Source organism: Pseudomonas sp. MMS21 TM103 (assembly GCF_022132145.1).
In the GTDB taxonomy this organism is placed as follows: Bacteria; Pseudomonadota; Gammaproteobacteria; order Pseudomonadales; family Pseudomonadaceae; genus Aquipseudomonas.
The window spans coordinates 697,363-712,397 of sequence record NZ_JAJISP010000001.1 but is presented as its reverse complement, the minus strand read 5'-3'; the positions used below and the strand labels follow the sequence as shown (position 1 = coordinate 712,397).

Sequence of the window (15,035 nt, the reverse complement as noted above, 5' to 3'; positions counted from 1 at the left end):
CCGTGCGTCCGGTAGGGGATGCGCTAGCTGCGCGGCCAGCGGCGGAAGATCAGCGAGGTGTTGACCCCACCGAAGGCGAAATTGTTGTTCATCACGTACTGGTTGCTCATCGAGCGGAATTCGCCGCGCAGGTAGTCCAGCTCACCGCAGGCCGGGTCGATATCGTCGAGGTTGAGGGTAGGCACGTAGCTGTCCGAGTTCATCATCTCGATGCTGAACCAGGATTCCAGCGCACCACAGGCGCCGAGGGTATGGCCGAGGAAGCTCTTCTGCGAGCTGATCGGCATCTGGGCGCCGAACAGGCTGCTGGTGGCCAGGGACTCGGCAATATCGCCCTGCTCGGTAGCGGTACCGTGGCCATTGACGTAGCCGATCGCGGCGGGCTCCAGGTTGGCGTCTGCCAGGGCCAGCTGCATGGCGCCACGCATGGTCACCAGCTCCGGCTTGGTGGCGTGCTGGCCGTCGGCATTGCTGCCGAAGCCAACGATCTCGGCGTGGATGTGGGCACCACGCGCCAGGGCGTGCTGCAGTTCTTCCAGCACCAGCATGCCGGCGCCTTCGCCGATCACCAGGCCGTCGCGCGCGCTGTCGTAGGGGCGCGGCGAGCGCTGCGGGGTGTCGTTCTTCAGGCTGGTGGCGTAGAGCGCGTCGAACACCATGGCTTCGGTCGGGCAGAGTTCCTCGGCGCCACCGGCGAGCATCAGCGGCAAGCGGCCGAACTTGATCGCCTCATAGGCATAACCGATGCCCTGGCTGCCACTGGTGCAGGCACTGGACGTCGGGATCAGGCGGCCCTTGAGACCGAAGAAGATGCTGATATTGGCCGCCGTGGTGTGCGGCATCATGCGCACATAGGAGTTGGCGTTGAGGCCATCGGCCACCGAGTTGAGCAGCATGTTGCCGAAGGCCTTGATCTCCTCGGTGCTGCCGGTGGAGGAGCCGCAGGCCACGCCCATGCGGCCATCCTTGATCGACTCGTCGCCGAGCAGGCCGGCATCGTCCAGCGCCTGCTCGGCCGCCCGGACCGCCAGCTTGGCCACCCGGCCCATGCTGCGCAGCTGCTTGCGGGTCCAGTGTTTGGGCACCGCAAAGTCATCGATCGGCCCGCCGAGGCGGGTGTTCAGTTCAGTGAAGCGATCCCACTCGTGCATATAGCGGATGCCGCTCTTGCCGGCCCGAAAGTTCGCTTCGATGCTCGCCCAATCGCTGCCCAGCGAGGTGATGCCGGCCATGCCGGTGACTACGACTCGTTTCATCAACACAACCCACCATTTACCGAGAGGACCTGACGGGTAATGTAGGCCGCCTCCTCGGACATCAGAAAATTCACCGCCCCGGCTACTTCTTCCGGGGTACCCATGCGCGCTGCGGGGATCATCTTGAGGATGTCCGCCAGCGGCAGGTTGTCGTCGAGCATCTCGGTGTCGATCAGGCCCGGCGCCACGCAGTTGACCGTGATCCGGCGTTTGCCCAGTTCGATGGCCAGGGCCTTGGCCGCTCCTATGACGCCGGCCTTGGACGCGCTGTAATTGACCTGGCCGCGGTTGCCGATCAGCCCGGACACTGAGGTGATGCAGACGATACGGCCCGGCTGGCGCCGGCGGATCATTGGCATGGTGAGCGGATGCAGGACGTTGTAGAAACCGTCGAGATTGGTGCGCAGTACCTGATCCCAGTCGTCTTCGCTCAGCGCCGGAAAGGCGCCGTCGCGGGTCAGGCCGGCGTTGCACACCACGCCGTAGTAAGCGCCGTGCTGCTCCACATCGGCTTCGAGTACTTCCCGGCAGGCGGCACGCTCGGCGACATCGAACTGGAGGATGCGCGCCTGGCGGCCAAGCGCCTGGATCTGCGCTTGCACCGCCTCGGCCTCAGAGCGCCGCGCCCGGCAGTGCAGGACGATATCGAAGCCGGCCTGGGCCAGGCGCAGGGCAATGGCGCGGCCGATGCCGCGGCTGGAACCAGTGACCAGAATCGGATCAGTCATGTGCCGTCTCCCGAATATAGGCTCGGCGACTTGCCGCGTCGGAGCCGGTGAGCAGAATCGGTTCGGTCATGGCGTGGCTTCCTCGGGTTGTTCTTGCAGGTAGCTGGCCACCTGCGGGGGGCAGAAGACGTTGAGGCGCGCCTGGGCATGGATGCCGGGGCCGCGCAGGTGGCATTCGAATACGCCCATGCCGTTGTCGTCCTGCAGCGAGCGCTGGGCCTGGATGTGCAGTTCGCTGCCGGCGGGGAAGCGCTCGACGTTGCATTGGAAATTGCGCGTGCCGAGGAGGAAACCCAGCGCCACCGGCACGCCGATCTGGCGCGCCTGGCAGCCGGCGTAGGCGGCCACGCTTTGCGCCATCAGCTCGATCCCGACCCAGGCCGGCAGGCTGCCGTCGTCCTGGTTGAACAGGCCGCCGGGGCGCACGGTCAGCCGGGTTTCGACATCGTCTTCGGCGAAGCGCAGTACTTCGTCGAGCAGGATCATGTCGCCGGCATGCGGCAGTAATTCGGCGATGGGCCACAGGCTCATGGCAGGGCTCCGAGGATCAGCGACAGGTTGCTGCCGCCAAAGGCAAACGAGTTACTCATCAGCCGCTGCGGGCGTCTGGCGAGCGGGGTCTGCATGTCGACCAGCTGCAGGCGCGGCAGTTGCGGATCGTTCTGGCCGTCCCACAGATGGGGCGGCAGGCGTTGGTCGCGGTTGTAGGGGCTCAGGGCCAGCCAGCAGAACGCCGCCTCCAGCGCGCCGGCGGCGCCCAGGGTGTGGCCGCTTAGCGGCTTGGTCGAGGAGCAGGGCACGCCTTGGGGGAACACGGCCTGCACCGCCAGGCTTTCCATCGCGTCGTTGTGCTGGGTGGCGGTGCCGTGCAGGTTCAAGTAGTCGATTTCCTCGGCGGTTACGCCAGCAGCGGCCAGGGCTTTGCGCATCGCCTGCTGGGCGCCGAGGCCCTGGGGCTCGGGCGCGGAGATGTGGTAGGCATCCGAGCTGGCACCGCCACCGAGCAGGGCAATCGGCGCGTCTGCAGTTGCCGCCTCGCCGTGGATCAGCGGCGTTCGGGTCATGACAAACAACGCTGCCGCTTCGCCGATATTGATGCCCCGGCGATTCACCGAGAACGGGTTGCAGCGTTCGGCCGCCACCGCTTCCAGAGCGCTGAAACCGTTGAGGGTCAGGCGGCACAAGCTGTCCACCCCGCCGCAGAGCACGGCATCGCACAGCCCCTGCTGCAGCAGGCGCTGGGCGCTGAGCAGGGCGCGGGCGCTGGAGGTACAGGCGGTCGACAGGCAGTAGGCCGGGCCGCTCAAGCCGAGCCACTCGGCGAGAAAGATGGCCGGGGCGGCGATTTCCTGCTGGGCATAGCAGTAGTCCGCCGGCAGCGCGCCGTCGTGGACGAATTCGGCAATGCCCTGGCTGGCCTCGTGAATGCCCGAGGTGCTGGTGCCGAGCACCACGCCGACGCGTGCGGCGCCGTGCTCGGCGATGGCGGCGCGGATTTGCGGCTCGATCTGCAGCGCGGCGGCCAGCAGCAACTGATTGTTGCGGCTGAACGAGGCCTGCATGCCGTCCGGCATCGGCGGTAGCTCGGTATGCACCGCGCCGACCGTCAGGTCGCGGTCGCTCACCCAGCCGCCCTGCGCGCGCATGCCGCTGCTGTCGCCGGCGAACAAGGCATCGGCGACAGCCTGCTTGCCCTGGCCGAGGGCGCAGATCAGCCCGAGGGCGTTGAGGTAGCCGGGCATCAGGGAATCTCTTGGTCGGAGAGCACGTGGACCCGATAACTCAGGTCGTGCGCGTTGTTCAGGGTGAAATCCAGGGGCGAACGGTAGCTGATTAGCCAGTCGGGGGTAAGCCGGCGCTGACCATCGGCAAGCGTTTGCCAGGTCGCGGGCGCGAAGCTGCTGGCCAGGGCATCGGTCGGGGTCAGGGCGAACAGCAGGGCGGCGAACAGCTCGAGTGCTTCGCCATGTGGCGGTAGCAGGCCGTCGGCTCGCCAGGTGCCGTCCTGGAGCAGTTGGCGCGCCAGGGGCACGCCGAGCGGATCGATCAGCGACCAACGCAGGGCGGATCCCTCGGCCTGCACCACCAACCACCAGAACTGTTGCTCGCCGGCCTGCTCGCGCTGGATTTGCAGGGTCGCCGGCAGTGGCGTGGCGAGTATTGGCGGGATCAATGGCAACGGCGTGCGCGTCGCGCAAGCTGTCAGTAGCAGGCAGATACTGAGTAGTAGACGCTTCATGGCCGGGGTTGCTCCAGTGGCTTGCGGGCAGCCAGGTTGACCAGGGTTTCGTCACGCTGGCCGGGCGGTTTGGGCCGGCGCAGGCCCCAGCGCTCGAGCAGGCCGAAATCCTTGGCGCGGCTCCACCACAGGTAGGGGTAAGAGACGTTGCGCTCGGCAAACACGAAGCCCTGGTCGCGCAGCATATCGAGGTATTGCTCGGCGCTTTTTTGCACCTGCATCGGATGGCGGAACAGCCAGCGGATCACCCAGGTATCGATATAGAACCTGGTCGACTCGGCGAACAGCAGCAGGCCGCCGGGCTTGAGTACGCGCCAGAATTCGGCGAGGGCTTGTTGCTGCTCGACCAGGTGGTGAAAGGTCTGGTGGCAAAACAGCAGGTCGACGCTGGCATCGTCCAGCTGGATCGCCGCGCAGTCGCTGGCGATCAGGCGCACGGACAGGCCCTGGCGTTCGGCTTCTCGGGCCGAGCACGCGAGGCTGTGCGGGTCGGCATCCAGGCCGATCAGCTGCGCGGGGGCGAACGCTTCCTGCAGCAGGCGGAACGATTTGCCTTGGCCGCAGCCGGCATCCAGCAGCACCGCAGCGCTGGGCAGCGGCGCGTCGATCAGACCCTTGAGGTCAGCGACCGCCACGCGCAATACGTGCTGCTCCCAGACACGGCTCTGCAGGAACCAGAAACCGAAAGCGGTTTCTTCAACGTAATGACTGGCGGGGTTGTTCATCGATGTCCTTATCAGTTGCTGGCACAGAGTTCGGCGAGTACGCGCAGGCGGCGTTTGGGCTCGGCGACGTAGGGGTTTTTCATGTCCCAGGCATAGCCGGCGAGGATCGAACTGATCATGCGGCGGATTTCCACCGTCGCATGCGGGAAATGAATCACATCCTGGAAGGAGCCGTCGTACCAGCCCTCGACGTAGACCCGGAAGGTGTCGATGCCGCGCTTGAGCGGGACGGCAAAGTCTGCTTCCCAGTCCACCGCCTCGCCGCTCAACTGGCGGTGCAGCAGGCCGGCGGCCATGCTCGCCGAGCGCATGGCGATGGTCACCCCGGAGGAGAACACGGGGTCGAGGAATTCCGCAGCGTTGCCGAGCAGGGCGAAGCCCGGCCCGTGCAGGCGTTTGACGTTGGCCGAGTAGCCGCCGAGGGCCCGGGTCGGGGTATCCCATACGGCGTTGGCCAGTATGCGGTTGAGGCTGGGGGTTTCTGCAACGAATTGCTTGAGACAGGCATCCAGATCGTCTGGCCGACCGGCATAGCGGGTGGCAGCGGCGACCACCCCGACCGAGCAGCGGCCGTTGCTGAAGGGGATGGTCCAGTACCACACATCCTGCAGGTCGGGATGGGTGGTGATGAGGATCTTCTCGCGGTCGAAGCCGCTGTCGGCGCTGCGGTCCTCGACATGGGTGAACAGCGCCTGACGCACCGGGAAGCTCGAGGGGATGTCGAGGTCGAGCAGGCGTGGCAGCACGCGGCCATAACCGCTGGCATCGAGGACGAAGGCACAGTCGAGCGGATAGACGTGGCCGTCGGCCAGGCGCCGTACCGACAGGCGCGGGCAGGCGCCGCTGAAGTCGGCCGCGACTATTTCTTCCTCGTAGCGGATCTCCACGCCCTGTAGCTCGGCCTGATCGGCCAGCAGCTTGTCGAAATCGGCGCGCTGCACCTGATAGGTCGAGCTCTTGCCCGGGGTGAAGCCGTCGCGGAAGTCGAAGTCGTTGTAGCGCTCGCCCCAGGCGAAGGCCGCGCCATGCTTGATCTGGAAGCCGGCCGCCTGCACCGCCTCGAGCATCCCGGCCTCCTCGAGGAAGTCCAGGCAGTGCGACAGCAGGCTCTCGCCGATCGAGAAGCGCGGGAAGCGCTGGCGCTCAAGCACCAGCACGTCATGGCCGTTGCGCTTGAGCAGGGCACTGGCGATGGCGCCAGAGGGCCCGGCGCCGATGACCACGACCTGGCGTTTTTCGACTTCAAGTGACTTCATAGGGGGCGGCGTGCCTCGTGATCGACGGTGGTGGTGCGAGTGGGGGTGGCCCAAGGAGACAGCAGGAAGCAGAAAAACAGACCGAGGCTGATGGCCAGGCCGAAGTTGGCGATGGCCGGGGTCTGGCTGAGCAGCAGCAGGCCGAAGGACAGCCAGCTGGTCAGGCCCGCGAGCAGGGTGCCGAGCAGGCTCACCGCCTGACCGCCGATGTTTTCGCGCATCAGGATCGCGTAGTCGACGCCGATGGCGCTGATCAACAGCAGGCCGAACAGGCTGAACAGGGTCAGCGGTTGGCCCAGCCAGCCGAGGCAGGCCAGTGCCGTCAGGGCGGCGAGCAAGGGTAGGCAGACGATCCGCAGGGCGCCGCGGAAACCGAACGGCAGGCACAGCAACAGCACAATCGCCGCACAGGACAGCAGCTTGAGCTGCGCCGCGCTCAGTTGCGTGGCCCCGAACAGGCTGTTCAGTTCGCCGAGCCGGTCCACCAGTTGCACGCCGTCGAGCCCGCTGCCGATGCCGTGCAGCGCGGCCGTATCGTTGAGGCCTTGCAGGCTCACAATGCCAGCCACACCACCGGCACTGTGGCCGAGCCAGAGCGGTCGCCAGGCTTCGCCGAGCGGGCCGGCGAGGGCTTGTTCGAGACGCGGTTGGTCGCTGTTCAGCAGTTGCGCGAGCTCCTTGTGCAGGGCCGCCTCGGGAATGCCGGCCGCCAGCAGCGGCTGCCAGTGTTGCGGCAAGCCTTGCAGCGCCTCGCGCAGTGGCTGCAACTGGGTGGCCGGGGCGGCCAGTTGACTGAGGGCGCGGTAACCGAGCAGCGTGCCGTCGGCCACGGCGCCATCCAGCTGCGCGCTCAGGGCTGCCTGGCGCTGGAGGAGCTGTTGCTCATCGGCGGCGCGCACCAGGAAGAACTGGCTGGTGGGCTGTTGCCCGGTCAGCTCGGCGATCCGCTGGGCGTCGTCGAGCAGCTGCGGTTCTGCGCCCAGCCACTGGCGCAGATCGTTCTGCGTCTGCAGCTGCAGCAGGCCGGCGGCGCAGAACAGCACGAGCAACGCGAGCAGTTTCCAGTTGCCGGTACGGGCGAGCAGGCGCGCGCGCGCGTCGAGCAGCTGTGCGCTAAAGCGCAGCAGCCCGGGCGCGGGATGCAGTTGCAGGCCGTCGAGCCAGGCCGGCAGCAGGCACACCGCACACAGGTAGGCGGCGATCAGCCCGGCGGCGGAGAACACGGCGATCTGGGTCAGCACCGGGAACGGGGTGAAGCCCAGCGCCAGGTAGCCGATCAGGTTGGTGCCCAGGCTCAGGCTGAGGCCAGGCAGGGTGGCAGCCAGGACGGGCCAGCTGCGCCAGTTGCCCTGGTCGCGCACGCTGCCCCAGCTTTTACTCAGATAGTGTTGCGGATAGTCGGCGGCCACCCCTATCAGGCTGGCGCCGAGCACCAGGGTCAGTGCATTGATCTGGCCGAACACCAGCACGCAGGCGGCGCAGCCGGCCAGCAGCGCCACGCCGATCGGCAGCAGGCTGACCAGCACGCGCAGGCGGCGGTAGCTGAGCAGCAACAGCAGGAGGATGCCGAGGGTCGCGGCGCCACCGATCCAGGTGATTTCCCGGCTCGCCTTGGCCTGGCCGGCGGCGGCATAGAGCAGGCCGCTGGCGGCGAGCAGCTGGCCACCCTGGGCGGTCACCAGCGTACGCGCGCTGGCCACCTGCGCGGCGATCGCGGGCGGTGCCTGCAGGTCGAATGAGTCGCCGCGGATGCGCGCGCGCAGCAGCGCCCAGGTCAGGCCCCGGTCTTCGACCAGCAGCGCGCCGCTGCCGAGATCGGTCTGGACCCGCTGATGCGGGTTGAGCGCCTGTTGCGCGCGGGCGCCCAGGCCCAGCCAGTCCTGTTCGATGGGCAGCAGGTTGAAGCCGGCGAAGGTGTCGAACAGCTGGGCGACGCGTTGCTGGATAAAACTGTCGGGCTGCTCGATCAGCAGTTGCCGGTCTGCTCGCGGCAGCAGGGCCAGGCGGCTGGTGCGCAACTGCTGGCGCAGGGTGGCGAGATCGGCCTGCAGGTTCCACTGCACCTGCTCGAAGCGCTCCGATTCGGCCCATTGCCGGCCGACGCTCTGCACCAGGGCGATGGCCTGCTCGCGCTCGGCATGGCCGACCAGAATCAGCAACTCGCGATTCAGGGGTTCCTGCATGCGCTGTTCGGCCTGCTGCACCAGTTCGTCGCCCGCGCCTTGCGGCAGCAGGGCGAGCATGCTCGCCTGCAGCGGTGGGCCGGCGCGCCACTGCCAGGCGCTCAGGGCGAGCAGCGCCAGCAGCAGGGCGAGGAACAGGCGCGGCAGGAGCCGCTGCAGTGCCGGGCGCTCAAGGGCCAAAGGTTTGGCGCTCCGCTTCGCTCAGCGCTGTGCCGGGCTGGCTCTGCGGCAGGCGCAGCAGGGTGCTGTCACCCTGGGTTTCCGCCAGTTCGATGGATTCGACCAAGGCGCCACCCTGGATATGGATGACGTTGAAAATTTGCTTCAGCAGCCGCGAGCGCGGGGTCAGGTCGAGCTGCCAGGCCCCGGCGGTGCCGCTCAACTGCAGCTCAAAGTCGTCGGCCAGGCCGGCATGATCGCCCTTGAGCACGGCGAGGAATAGCCGGCTCTGCTGCGCGGCCACGTCCTGTCCGGGTTGCTGCTGCCAGCCTTGTGCGGTGCGCCGGGCGATCCCGCGGTCATCGATGCGGTAGTCCTGCTGCAGCGGGCTGCGCAACTGCCAGAGCAGACCGTGTTGGCTGGACAGGACGAATTGGCCACGACTGGTTAGCGGCTGCGGCAGGGCGCGCAGGTGTTTTTCCTGGATGAACGGGCCGCGCACCACCGCCGGTTTGGCCAGCTGGGCACTGAGCTGAGCGAGGTCGAAGGCGTGTGCCAGGCTGGCGCCGAACAGCGCGATGGCGGCGGCGCTGGCCCAGATGGCGCGCCTTGCGGAGCCTGACCAGCGACTCATGTGAGGGCTTGCTCGACGGCGGCGACCAAGCCCCTGGGCGAGGCCAGCTGCATCTCGCGGCTGGCGATGTGCACCGCGACCTGCACGCTGCTGCCGCGGGTCATGCGTTCGCCGGTCTCGGCGTCCGAGATCAGGTAGTGGAGCTTCAGACGGTTCTCCCACTCGATCAGGTCGGCGCGCACGATGATCTTCTGGCCGAACCGGGCGCCGCGGATATAGCGTACCTGCAAGTCGATGATCGGCCAGGCATAGCCCGCCGCAAGCATGTGCGTGTAGTTGTGGCCGAGTTTGTCGAGCAGGGCGCAGCGCGCCACTTCGAAATATTTGACGTAGTGGCCGTGCCAGACCACCTCCATCGAATCGACGTCGAAGAAGGGCACGACCATCTCGATCTCGGCCTGCAAGACGCCTTGGCTACGCATACAACCTCCAGTGCTGGCTGCGGATGCGCTCGAGGCACAGGCGCAGTTCGCCTTCCAGGGCGCGGTCTTCGATCACCGGGGCGAAGTCCGTGGCCAGTTGCTCGTGCATGGCCGCCACGGGTGCGGGGAGGTCGCTCTTGCCGTCGCGCAGGCGCAGCCACACGCCCTGGTTGGCGGCCAGCAGGGTGGCGGCGGCGACCTGTTCGGTGAGCTCCAGGCTGCGCAGGGCGTCGCGCGCGGCGATGGTGCCCATGCTCACCTTGTCCTGGTTGTGGCACTCGGTGGAACGCGAGAACACGCTGGCCGGCATGGTGTTCTTCAGCGCCTCGGCGGTCCAGGCGCTGGCGCCGATCTGCACGGCCTTGAAGCCGTGGTTGATCATCGCGGTGACGGCTGGCGCGCCGGACAGGTTGCTCGGCAGGCCGTGGTTGTAGCGGCTGTCGACCAGCAGGGCGAGCTGCCGGTCGAGCAGGTCGGCGACGTTGCCCACCAGGTTCTTCAGGCTGTCCATGGCGAAGGCGATATGGCCGCCGTAGAAGTGGCCGCCGTGCAGTACGCGTTCGGCCTCGGCGTCGATCAGCGGGTTGTCGTTGGCACTGTTCAGTTCGGTTTCGATGAACTGCCGCAGCAGGCCCAGGCTATCGGCCATGACCCCGAGCACATGCGGTGCGCAGCGCAGCGAGTAGCGGTCCTGCAGGCGGTGCAGCGGCGCGGTCGGCGCGTCGATGGCCAGGTCCTGGCGCAGCCAGGCGGCGACTTGCATCTGTCCCGGGTGCGGCTTGGCGGCGAACAGGCGTTCGTCGAAGTGCTCCGGGTTGCCTTCCAGTGCCACCACGTTGAGCGCGGTGATGCGCGTGGCCAGCTTGAGCAGGTACTCGGCGCGGGAAAAGGCCAGGCACGCCAGGGCGGTCATCACCGCCGTGCCATTCATCAGGGCCAGGGCTTCCTTGGGGCGTAATACCAGCGGCGTCCAGCCCAGTTCGGCGTGGACCTCGGCGGCGCTGCGGCGTTCACCCTTGAACAGCACCTCGCGCTCGCCGCTGAGGGTGGCGGCCACGTAGGACAGCGGGGTCAGGTCGCCGCTGGCGCCGACCGAGCCTTCCTCGGGGATCAGCGGCAGCACGTCATGCTCGAGAAAGGCCCGCAGGCGTTCCAGCAGCTCCACGCGCACCCCGGATACGCCCTGGCACAGCGACTGCAAGCGCGCGGCCAGGACTGCACGGGTACTCGCTTCGTCGAGCAGTTGGCCGAGGCCGCAGCCGTGGAAGGTGTAGAGGTGGCGTGGCAGCGCCTCGACCTGGTGCAGCGGCACGGCCACCACGCAGGAATCGCCGTAGCCGGTGGTGACGCCGTAGATCACGCCTTCCTTGTCCAGCAGGGTGTCGAGGAAGCGCGGACCCTTGGCGATCATCTCGCGGTAGGCGGCATCGTCCTGCAACAGCACCTGGGCGCGGCGCTGGGACAGGACGTTGATGTTCTCGATACTCAGCGGTTGTTCGCCGAACACCACGGGTTCAGCCAGGTATGTCGTCATCTTGCTTCCAGAACGGGTAGAAGTTGAACCATTGGTGCGGGGCATCCAGGCAGAGTTGGCCGAGGCGCTGCGCGTAGCGTTGGACCCAGGTGTGGATCACGGCGTCGCGTTCGCCGCGCTTCCACTGCACGCGGTCGGCGAGGGGTTCGAGCAGCACCTGGTAGCGGCCGTCGATCTTCAGGCAACTCATCAGGTTGAGTGGGCAGCGCAGCAAGCCGGCGAGCAACCAAGGCCCCTGAGGGAAGGCGGCGCTCTGGCCGAGAAAGTCCACCGTGACGCTCCGGGCGCCGTGCAGCGGCACGCGGTCGCCGGCAATGGCCAGCCACTCGCCGCGCTCCAGGCGTTCGGACAGTTGCAGCATGATCGCCGGGTCCAGTTCGCTGACCTGAATCAGGCGCAGGTTGCTGGCCCCGGCTTCACCGAGCAGGCGGTTGAACTGCTTGGCATGCTTGGTGTGCACCAGTACGTTCATGCGCACTTTATTGTTCAGTTCGGCCAGGGCGCGACAGACTTCCAGGTTACCCAGGTGGGCGCCGATCAGCATCTGTCCGCGTGCGCCCTGCATCTGCTGGTGCAGGTCATGGCGGTCAACCAGGTCGATGTCCCGCAGGCCAAGCCTGTCGTTCCAGACGTCCAGTTTGTCCAGCAGGGAGTCGGCGAAGGCCATGAATTGACGGAATACCGAGTGGCGGCTGGGCTGCAGTTCGCTGCGCCCGCTCCAGTTGGCCAGGTTGCGCTGGTAGTGCCAGATGCTGCGCCGGGCCTTGCCGCCGAGCAGGAAGAAGTACAGGACAATCACATAGAGCAGCGGGCTGAGTGCGCGGCGACCGAGCAGGCGCGCGGCCAGGGCGATGAACTTCATCAGCAGGAAGCTGCCGCGCTCTTGCTGCGCGGCCCAGTGCTGGCTGTTTGGCTGCGCGCTCATGCACGCCACCGCCGCCAGAGCAGCTGCGGGGCGCGCAGCAGCATGCCGCAGAACAGTTTGGCGTGCATCTTCGAGATCAGCACGTTGTCGTGCCACAGGCGAAAATGCGAGAGGCCATCAGTCGGGTAGTTCACTCGCACCGGCAGCCAGCGCATTGGCTGGCCGCGCCAGAACAGGCGAACCAGGATCTCGGTGTCGAAGTCCATGCGCCGGCCGATGGCCACCGCGTCGAGCAGCGCCAGGGTGGCGGGCAACGGGTAGATGCGAAAGCCGCACATCGAGTCGCGAATACTCAGCGACAGGCAGTTGATCCACACCCAGACATGGGTCAGGTAGCGCGCGTAGAGGCGGCCTTTCGGCACGCTGGCATCGTAGTGCGGGTAGCCACAGATCAGGGTCTGCGGCTCGGCCTGCGAGGCGTCGAGGAAGATCGCCAGTCCGCTCAGGTCGTGCTGGCCGTCGGCATCCACCTGCAGGGCGTGGCTGAAGCCCCGTCGCGCCGCTTCACGCAGACCGGCCATCACGGCGCCGCCCTTGCCCTGGTTGACGGGCAGGCGCAGCAGGTAGACGTCCGCCTGCGTGGCCAGGCGATCGATGATCGCGGCGCAGGCCGGGCTGGAGGCGTCGTCGATCAGCACGCAGGGCAACCCGGCGCCACGCAGTGCCTGCACTACCGCCGGCAGGGCGTGTTCGTGGTTGTATACCGGAATTACCGCGCAGGGCTTATGCATCTGGCGCCGCCAGCCGGTAAGCGCCGGTCATTGTGCGGCCCCCAGCAGAATGCGCCCGGACGAGCAGGCCTTGTCGCCGTTGCGGAAGGTGAAATAGAGCTTGCCGCGGCTGGCGTCGAAGCGCAGCGACAGTTGCAGGGGGTCGCCGGGGCGTACCAGTTGCTGGAATTTCAGCACTTCCATGCCGACGAAGCGCGGCGGCAGTTGCTCGATCAGTTGCCGCGCCAGCTGTTGGGCCCAGTCGATCTGCACCACGCCCGGCAGCACCGGGGTCTGCGGGAAGTGGCCGCTGAAGTGGGCCAGGTCCAGCGGCACCTGCAGTTCCAGCTGCCATTCGCCGTCCCGCTCCACGGCGCTCAACGGTTCGACCAGGGTCGGGCGCGGCGCGGCGAGCAGGGCCTCGACCGTGGCCTGGGCCAGCTTGCCCTGGCTGCTGTAGGGCAACTGGCCGAGCAGGCGCCAGCGTCGCGGCAGGGCGATGGCTTCGCAGTGTCCGGCCAGATGCTGGCGCAGGGTCTCGGTGACGCTGCGCCGGCCCTGGTTGCGCAGGGCATGCACGCCGGCCGGGCTCAAGGCCAGCAGGGCGCCGAGGAAGGCGCGGCCCTGCTGAATCACCCCGAGGCGGGCATCGTCGACCCAGGCATGGGCCAGCAGGGCCTGCTCGAGCATCGGCAGGGAAATACGTTTTTCTTCGAGTTTGACGATGCGGTCCAGACGGCCACGCAGGATGAGACGGCCGTCGGCCAGGAGCTCGATGGCATCGGCGGTCTGCTCGCAGTGGCCGGCCGGCAGGTAGGGCGAGGTGAGCCTGAGCGCACCCTCGGCGTTGACCCCCAGCTCGATGCCGGCGAACGGCTGCCAGGGGGTATCGCCCTGGCGCCAGGCGATGCCGCCGGTTTCCGAGCTGCCGTAGATTTCCGTTGGCCACTGGCCGAGCTGGGCGTGCAACAGCTGCGCCGCCTCGACGGGCAGGGCGCCGCCGGAGGAGAACACCTGGCGCAAGGGCTGCAGGGCCGTCCAGTCGAGGTTGTCGCCCATGCGCTTCAACAAGGCCGGGCTGGCGACCCAGGCGAATCCAGGCTGTTCCAGGCTGGTGCGTTGCATGTCCTCGGGGAAGGGTTGCGCGCGGCGCAGGAAGGCGCGGCCGGCGCACAGTGGCCAGAGCACGCGGAACAACAGGCCGTAGATATGCTGGGCGGCGACGCTGGCGATGATCACGGCATCGCCCAGGGTCTCGCCCCACAGCTGTTCCAGCGCTTCGATTTCGTTGCTCAGCTGGCGCAGGCTCTTGTCGATCAGCTTGGCCTCACCGCTGGAGCCGGAGGTGCACAGGGTCAGTCGGCACTGGTCGAGGTCCAGGGCGCGGGCCTGCAGCGGCGCGGCGGCGCCTGCGGGGTCGAGGGCGTCGAGGGCGTCGAGCCACAGGTCGATCCGGCACGCCAGCTGCAGGCGCGTCTGCGGCTGGGCGTCGGCGGGGAGCAGTACGTGGACGCCGGCCAGCCAGGCGCCGAGCAGGGCGGTCGCCAGGTCGGCGGCGTCTTCCAGGTAGAGCGCGACGCGCTGCACGTTCTGTCCCTGCAGCTGCCCGCCCAGGCGCAGCGCACGCCGACACAGCTCGGCGTGGTCGAGGTCCGGGGTCACCAGGCGGCTGGCGTCGGGGTTCAGCAGCAAGCGGTCAAGGCCGATCCAGCTCATGCCGCCCGCCTTACGCGCTGGCGCACCAGCCATTCGCCGGCGAACAGCAGGCCGATCAGGCCGTAGGAGACCAGGCCGGTGTAGAGGGTCCACCAGGACAGTGGCGCCCACAGGGTCAGGGCGGTGGTGATCAGGCCGTTGCCGAGAAAGAACAGCGCCCAGACCTTGGTCACCTGGCGGGTGTAACGCACCGCCACCTCGGGCAGTTCCGGCTCGCGCAGGCGCGCCAGCCGTTCCACCAGTGGTGGGCCGACTTTCAGGCTGAGGGCAAACAGGCCGAGCAGCAGCAGGTTGATCAATACCGGGTACCAGCGTAGCAGCGCCGGCTCGCCGGCCAGGCCCAGCAGCAGGCAGAACGCCAACACCGCGGCGGCCATCCAGCGCCCGCCCGCGCCTTGCTTGCCAACCAGCAGGCGTGCCAGCCAGAGCCCGCCCAGCAGGGCGGCAAAGACGCGGGGCGACAGGTGTCCGATGCCGAAATACACGGCGAAGGGATAGGCCAGGCCGGCCACGACCAACAGCAGGCCGAGCAGGCGGCTCATGGGCGA

At 67.7% G+C, this 15,035-nt stretch carries 15 protein-coding genes; all 15 read right to left on the bottom strand.

Annotated features, from left to right (window positions below):
- Positions 1 to 23: 23 nt before the first annotated feature.
- Complete coding sequence (locus LJY18_RS03260) at positions 24 to 1,256, bottom strand: beta-ketoacyl-ACP synthase (RefSeq protein ID WP_238040359.1); 1,233 nt, start codon at positions 1,254 to 1,256, stop codon at positions 24 to 26.
- Positions 1,256 to 1,984 (bottom strand): 3-oxoacyl-ACP reductase FabG, encoded by a 729-nt coding sequence (gene fabG, locus LJY18_RS03255; RefSeq protein WP_238040358.1) that lies wholly within the window; start codon positions 1,982 to 1,984, stop codon positions 1,256 to 1,258. The genes LJY18_RS03260 and fabG overlap by 1 nt, the downstream gene beginning before the upstream one ends.
- Positions 1,985 to 2,050: 66 nt before the next feature.
- Positions 2,051 to 2,515 (bottom strand): hotdog family protein, encoded by a 465-nt coding sequence (locus LJY18_RS03250; RefSeq protein ID WP_238040357.1) that lies wholly within the window; start codon positions 2,513 to 2,515, stop codon positions 2,051 to 2,053.
- Positions 2,512 to 3,726: a beta-ketoacyl-[acyl-carrier-protein] synthase family protein gene (locus LJY18_RS03245; RefSeq protein ID WP_238040356.1), complete on the bottom strand. Its 1,215-nt coding sequence runs from the start codon at positions 3,724 to 3,726 to the stop codon at positions 2,512 to 2,514. Before LJY18_RS03245 ends, LJY18_RS03250 begins: the two co-directional genes overlap by 4 nt.
- Positions 3,726 to 4,223: a hypothetical protein gene (locus LJY18_RS03240; protein WP_238040355.1), complete on the bottom strand. Its 498-nt coding sequence runs from the start codon at positions 4,221 to 4,223 to the stop codon at positions 3,726 to 3,728. The genes LJY18_RS03245 and LJY18_RS03240 overlap by 1 nt, the downstream gene beginning before the upstream one ends.
- Complete coding sequence (locus LJY18_RS03235) at positions 4,220 to 4,948, bottom strand: class I SAM-dependent methyltransferase (protein ID WP_238040354.1); 729 nt, start codon at positions 4,946 to 4,948, stop codon at positions 4,220 to 4,222. Before LJY18_RS03235 ends, LJY18_RS03240 begins: the two co-directional genes overlap by 4 nt.
- A gap of 11 nt (positions 4,949 to 4,959) precedes the next feature.
- Positions 4,960 to 6,204, bottom strand: coding sequence for an NAD(P)/FAD-dependent oxidoreductase (locus LJY18_RS03230; RefSeq protein WP_238040353.1), 1,245 nt, complete (start codon positions 6,202 to 6,204; stop codon positions 4,960 to 4,962).
- Positions 6,201 to 8,567: an MMPL family transporter gene (locus LJY18_RS03225; RefSeq protein ID WP_238040352.1), complete on the bottom strand. Its 2,367-nt coding sequence runs from the start codon at positions 8,565 to 8,567 to the stop codon at positions 6,201 to 6,203. Before LJY18_RS03225 ends, LJY18_RS03230 begins: the two co-directional genes overlap by 4 nt.
- Positions 8,557 to 9,180, bottom strand: a complete 624-nt coding sequence (locus tag LJY18_RS03220; RefSeq protein WP_238040351.1) for an outer membrane lipoprotein carrier protein LolA — start codon at positions 9,178 to 9,180, stop codon at positions 8,557 to 8,559. Before LJY18_RS03220 ends, LJY18_RS03225 begins: the two co-directional genes overlap by 11 nt.
- Positions 9,177 to 9,602, bottom strand: a complete 426-nt coding sequence (locus tag LJY18_RS03215; protein ID WP_238040350.1) for an acyl-CoA thioesterase — start codon at positions 9,600 to 9,602, stop codon at positions 9,177 to 9,179. The genes LJY18_RS03220 and LJY18_RS03215 overlap by 4 nt, the downstream gene beginning before the upstream one ends.
- Positions 9,595 to 11,136: an HAL/PAL/TAL family ammonia-lyase gene (locus LJY18_RS03210; RefSeq protein ID WP_238040349.1), complete on the bottom strand. Its 1,542-nt coding sequence runs from the start codon at positions 11,134 to 11,136 to the stop codon at positions 9,595 to 9,597. Before LJY18_RS03210 ends, LJY18_RS03215 begins: the two co-directional genes overlap by 8 nt.
- A complete protein-coding gene (locus LJY18_RS03205) occupies positions 11,117 to 12,061 on the bottom strand; it encodes an LpxL/LpxP family acyltransferase (RefSeq protein WP_238040348.1) in 945 nt (314 codons plus the stop codon). The genes LJY18_RS03210 and LJY18_RS03205 overlap by 20 nt, the downstream gene beginning before the upstream one ends.
- Entirely contained in the window at positions 12,058 to 12,792 is a 735-nt protein-coding gene (locus LJY18_RS03200; protein ID WP_238040347.1) for a glycosyltransferase family 2 protein, read from the bottom strand. The genes LJY18_RS03205 and LJY18_RS03200 overlap by 4 nt, the downstream gene beginning before the upstream one ends.
- A 27-nt stretch (positions 12,793 to 12,819) precedes the next feature.
- The gene (locus LJY18_RS03195) at positions 12,820 to 14,487 is read right to left on the bottom strand and encodes an acyl-CoA synthetase family protein (protein WP_238040346.1); all 1,668 of its coding nucleotides are present in this window, start codon (positions 14,485 to 14,487) and stop codon (positions 12,820 to 12,822) included.
- The gene (locus LJY18_RS03190; RefSeq protein WP_238040345.1) at positions 14,484 to 15,029 is read right to left on the bottom strand and encodes a hypothetical protein; all 546 of its coding nucleotides are present in this window, start codon (positions 15,027 to 15,029) and stop codon (positions 14,484 to 14,486) included. The genes LJY18_RS03195 and LJY18_RS03190 overlap by 4 nt, the downstream gene beginning before the upstream one ends.
- Positions 15,030 to 15,035: the final 6 nt, after the last annotated feature.

What these genes read in the sequence shown, in the direction of transcription:
- LJY18_RS03230 (WP_238040353.1), bottom strand. Translation starts at nt 6,204, where the DNA reads ATGAAGTCACTTGAAGTCGAAAAACGCCAGGTCGTGGTCATCGGCGCC.
- LJY18_RS03205 (WP_238040348.1), bottom strand. Translation starts at nt 12,061, where the DNA reads ATGAGCGCGCAGCCAAACAGCCAGCACTGGGCCGCGCAGCAAGAGCGC.
- LJY18_RS03200 (WP_238040347.1), bottom strand. Translation starts at nt 12,792, where the DNA reads ATGCATAAGCCCTGCGCGGTAATTCCGGTATACAACCACGAACACGCC.
- LJY18_RS03235 (WP_238040354.1), bottom strand. Translation starts at nt 4,948, where the DNA reads ATGAACAACCCCGCCAGTCATTACGTTGAAGAAACCGCTTTCGGTTTC.
- LJY18_RS03250 (WP_238040357.1), bottom strand. Translation starts at nt 2,515, where the DNA reads ATGAGCCTGTGGCCCATCGCCGAATTACTGCCGCATGCCGGCGACATG.
- LJY18_RS03190 (WP_238040345.1), bottom strand. Translation starts at nt 15,029, where the DNA reads ATGAGCCGCCTGCTCGGCCTGCTGTTGGTCGTGGCCGGCCTGGCCTAT.
- fabG (WP_238040358.1), bottom strand. Translation starts at nt 1,984, where the DNA reads ATGACTGATCCGATTCTGGTCACTGGTTCCAGCCGCGGCATCGGCCGC.
- LJY18_RS03210 (WP_238040349.1), bottom strand. Translation starts at nt 11,136, where the DNA reads ATGACGACATACCTGGCTGAACCCGTGGTGTTCGGCGAACAACCGCTG.
- LJY18_RS03245 (WP_238040356.1), bottom strand. Translation starts at nt 3,726, where the DNA reads ATGCCCGGCTACCTCAACGCCCTCGGGCTGATCTGCGCCCTCGGCCAG.
- LJY18_RS03260 (WP_238040359.1), bottom strand. Translation starts at nt 1,256, where the DNA reads ATGAAACGAGTCGTAGTCACCGGCATGGCCGGCATCACCTCGCTGGGC.
- LJY18_RS03215 (WP_238040350.1), bottom strand. Translation starts at nt 9,602, where the DNA reads ATGCGTAGCCAAGGCGTCTTGCAGGCCGAGATCGAGATGGTCGTGCCC.
- LJY18_RS03220 (WP_238040351.1), bottom strand. Translation starts at nt 9,180, where the DNA reads ATGAGTCGCTGGTCAGGCTCCGCAAGGCGCGCCATCTGGGCCAGCGCC.
- LJY18_RS03240 (WP_238040355.1), bottom strand. Translation starts at nt 4,223, where the DNA reads ATGAAGCGTCTACTACTCAGTATCTGCCTGCTACTGACAGCTTGCGCG.
- LJY18_RS03195 (WP_238040346.1), bottom strand. Translation starts at nt 14,487, where the DNA reads ATGAGCTGGATCGGCCTTGACCGCTTGCTGCTGAACCCCGACGCCAGC.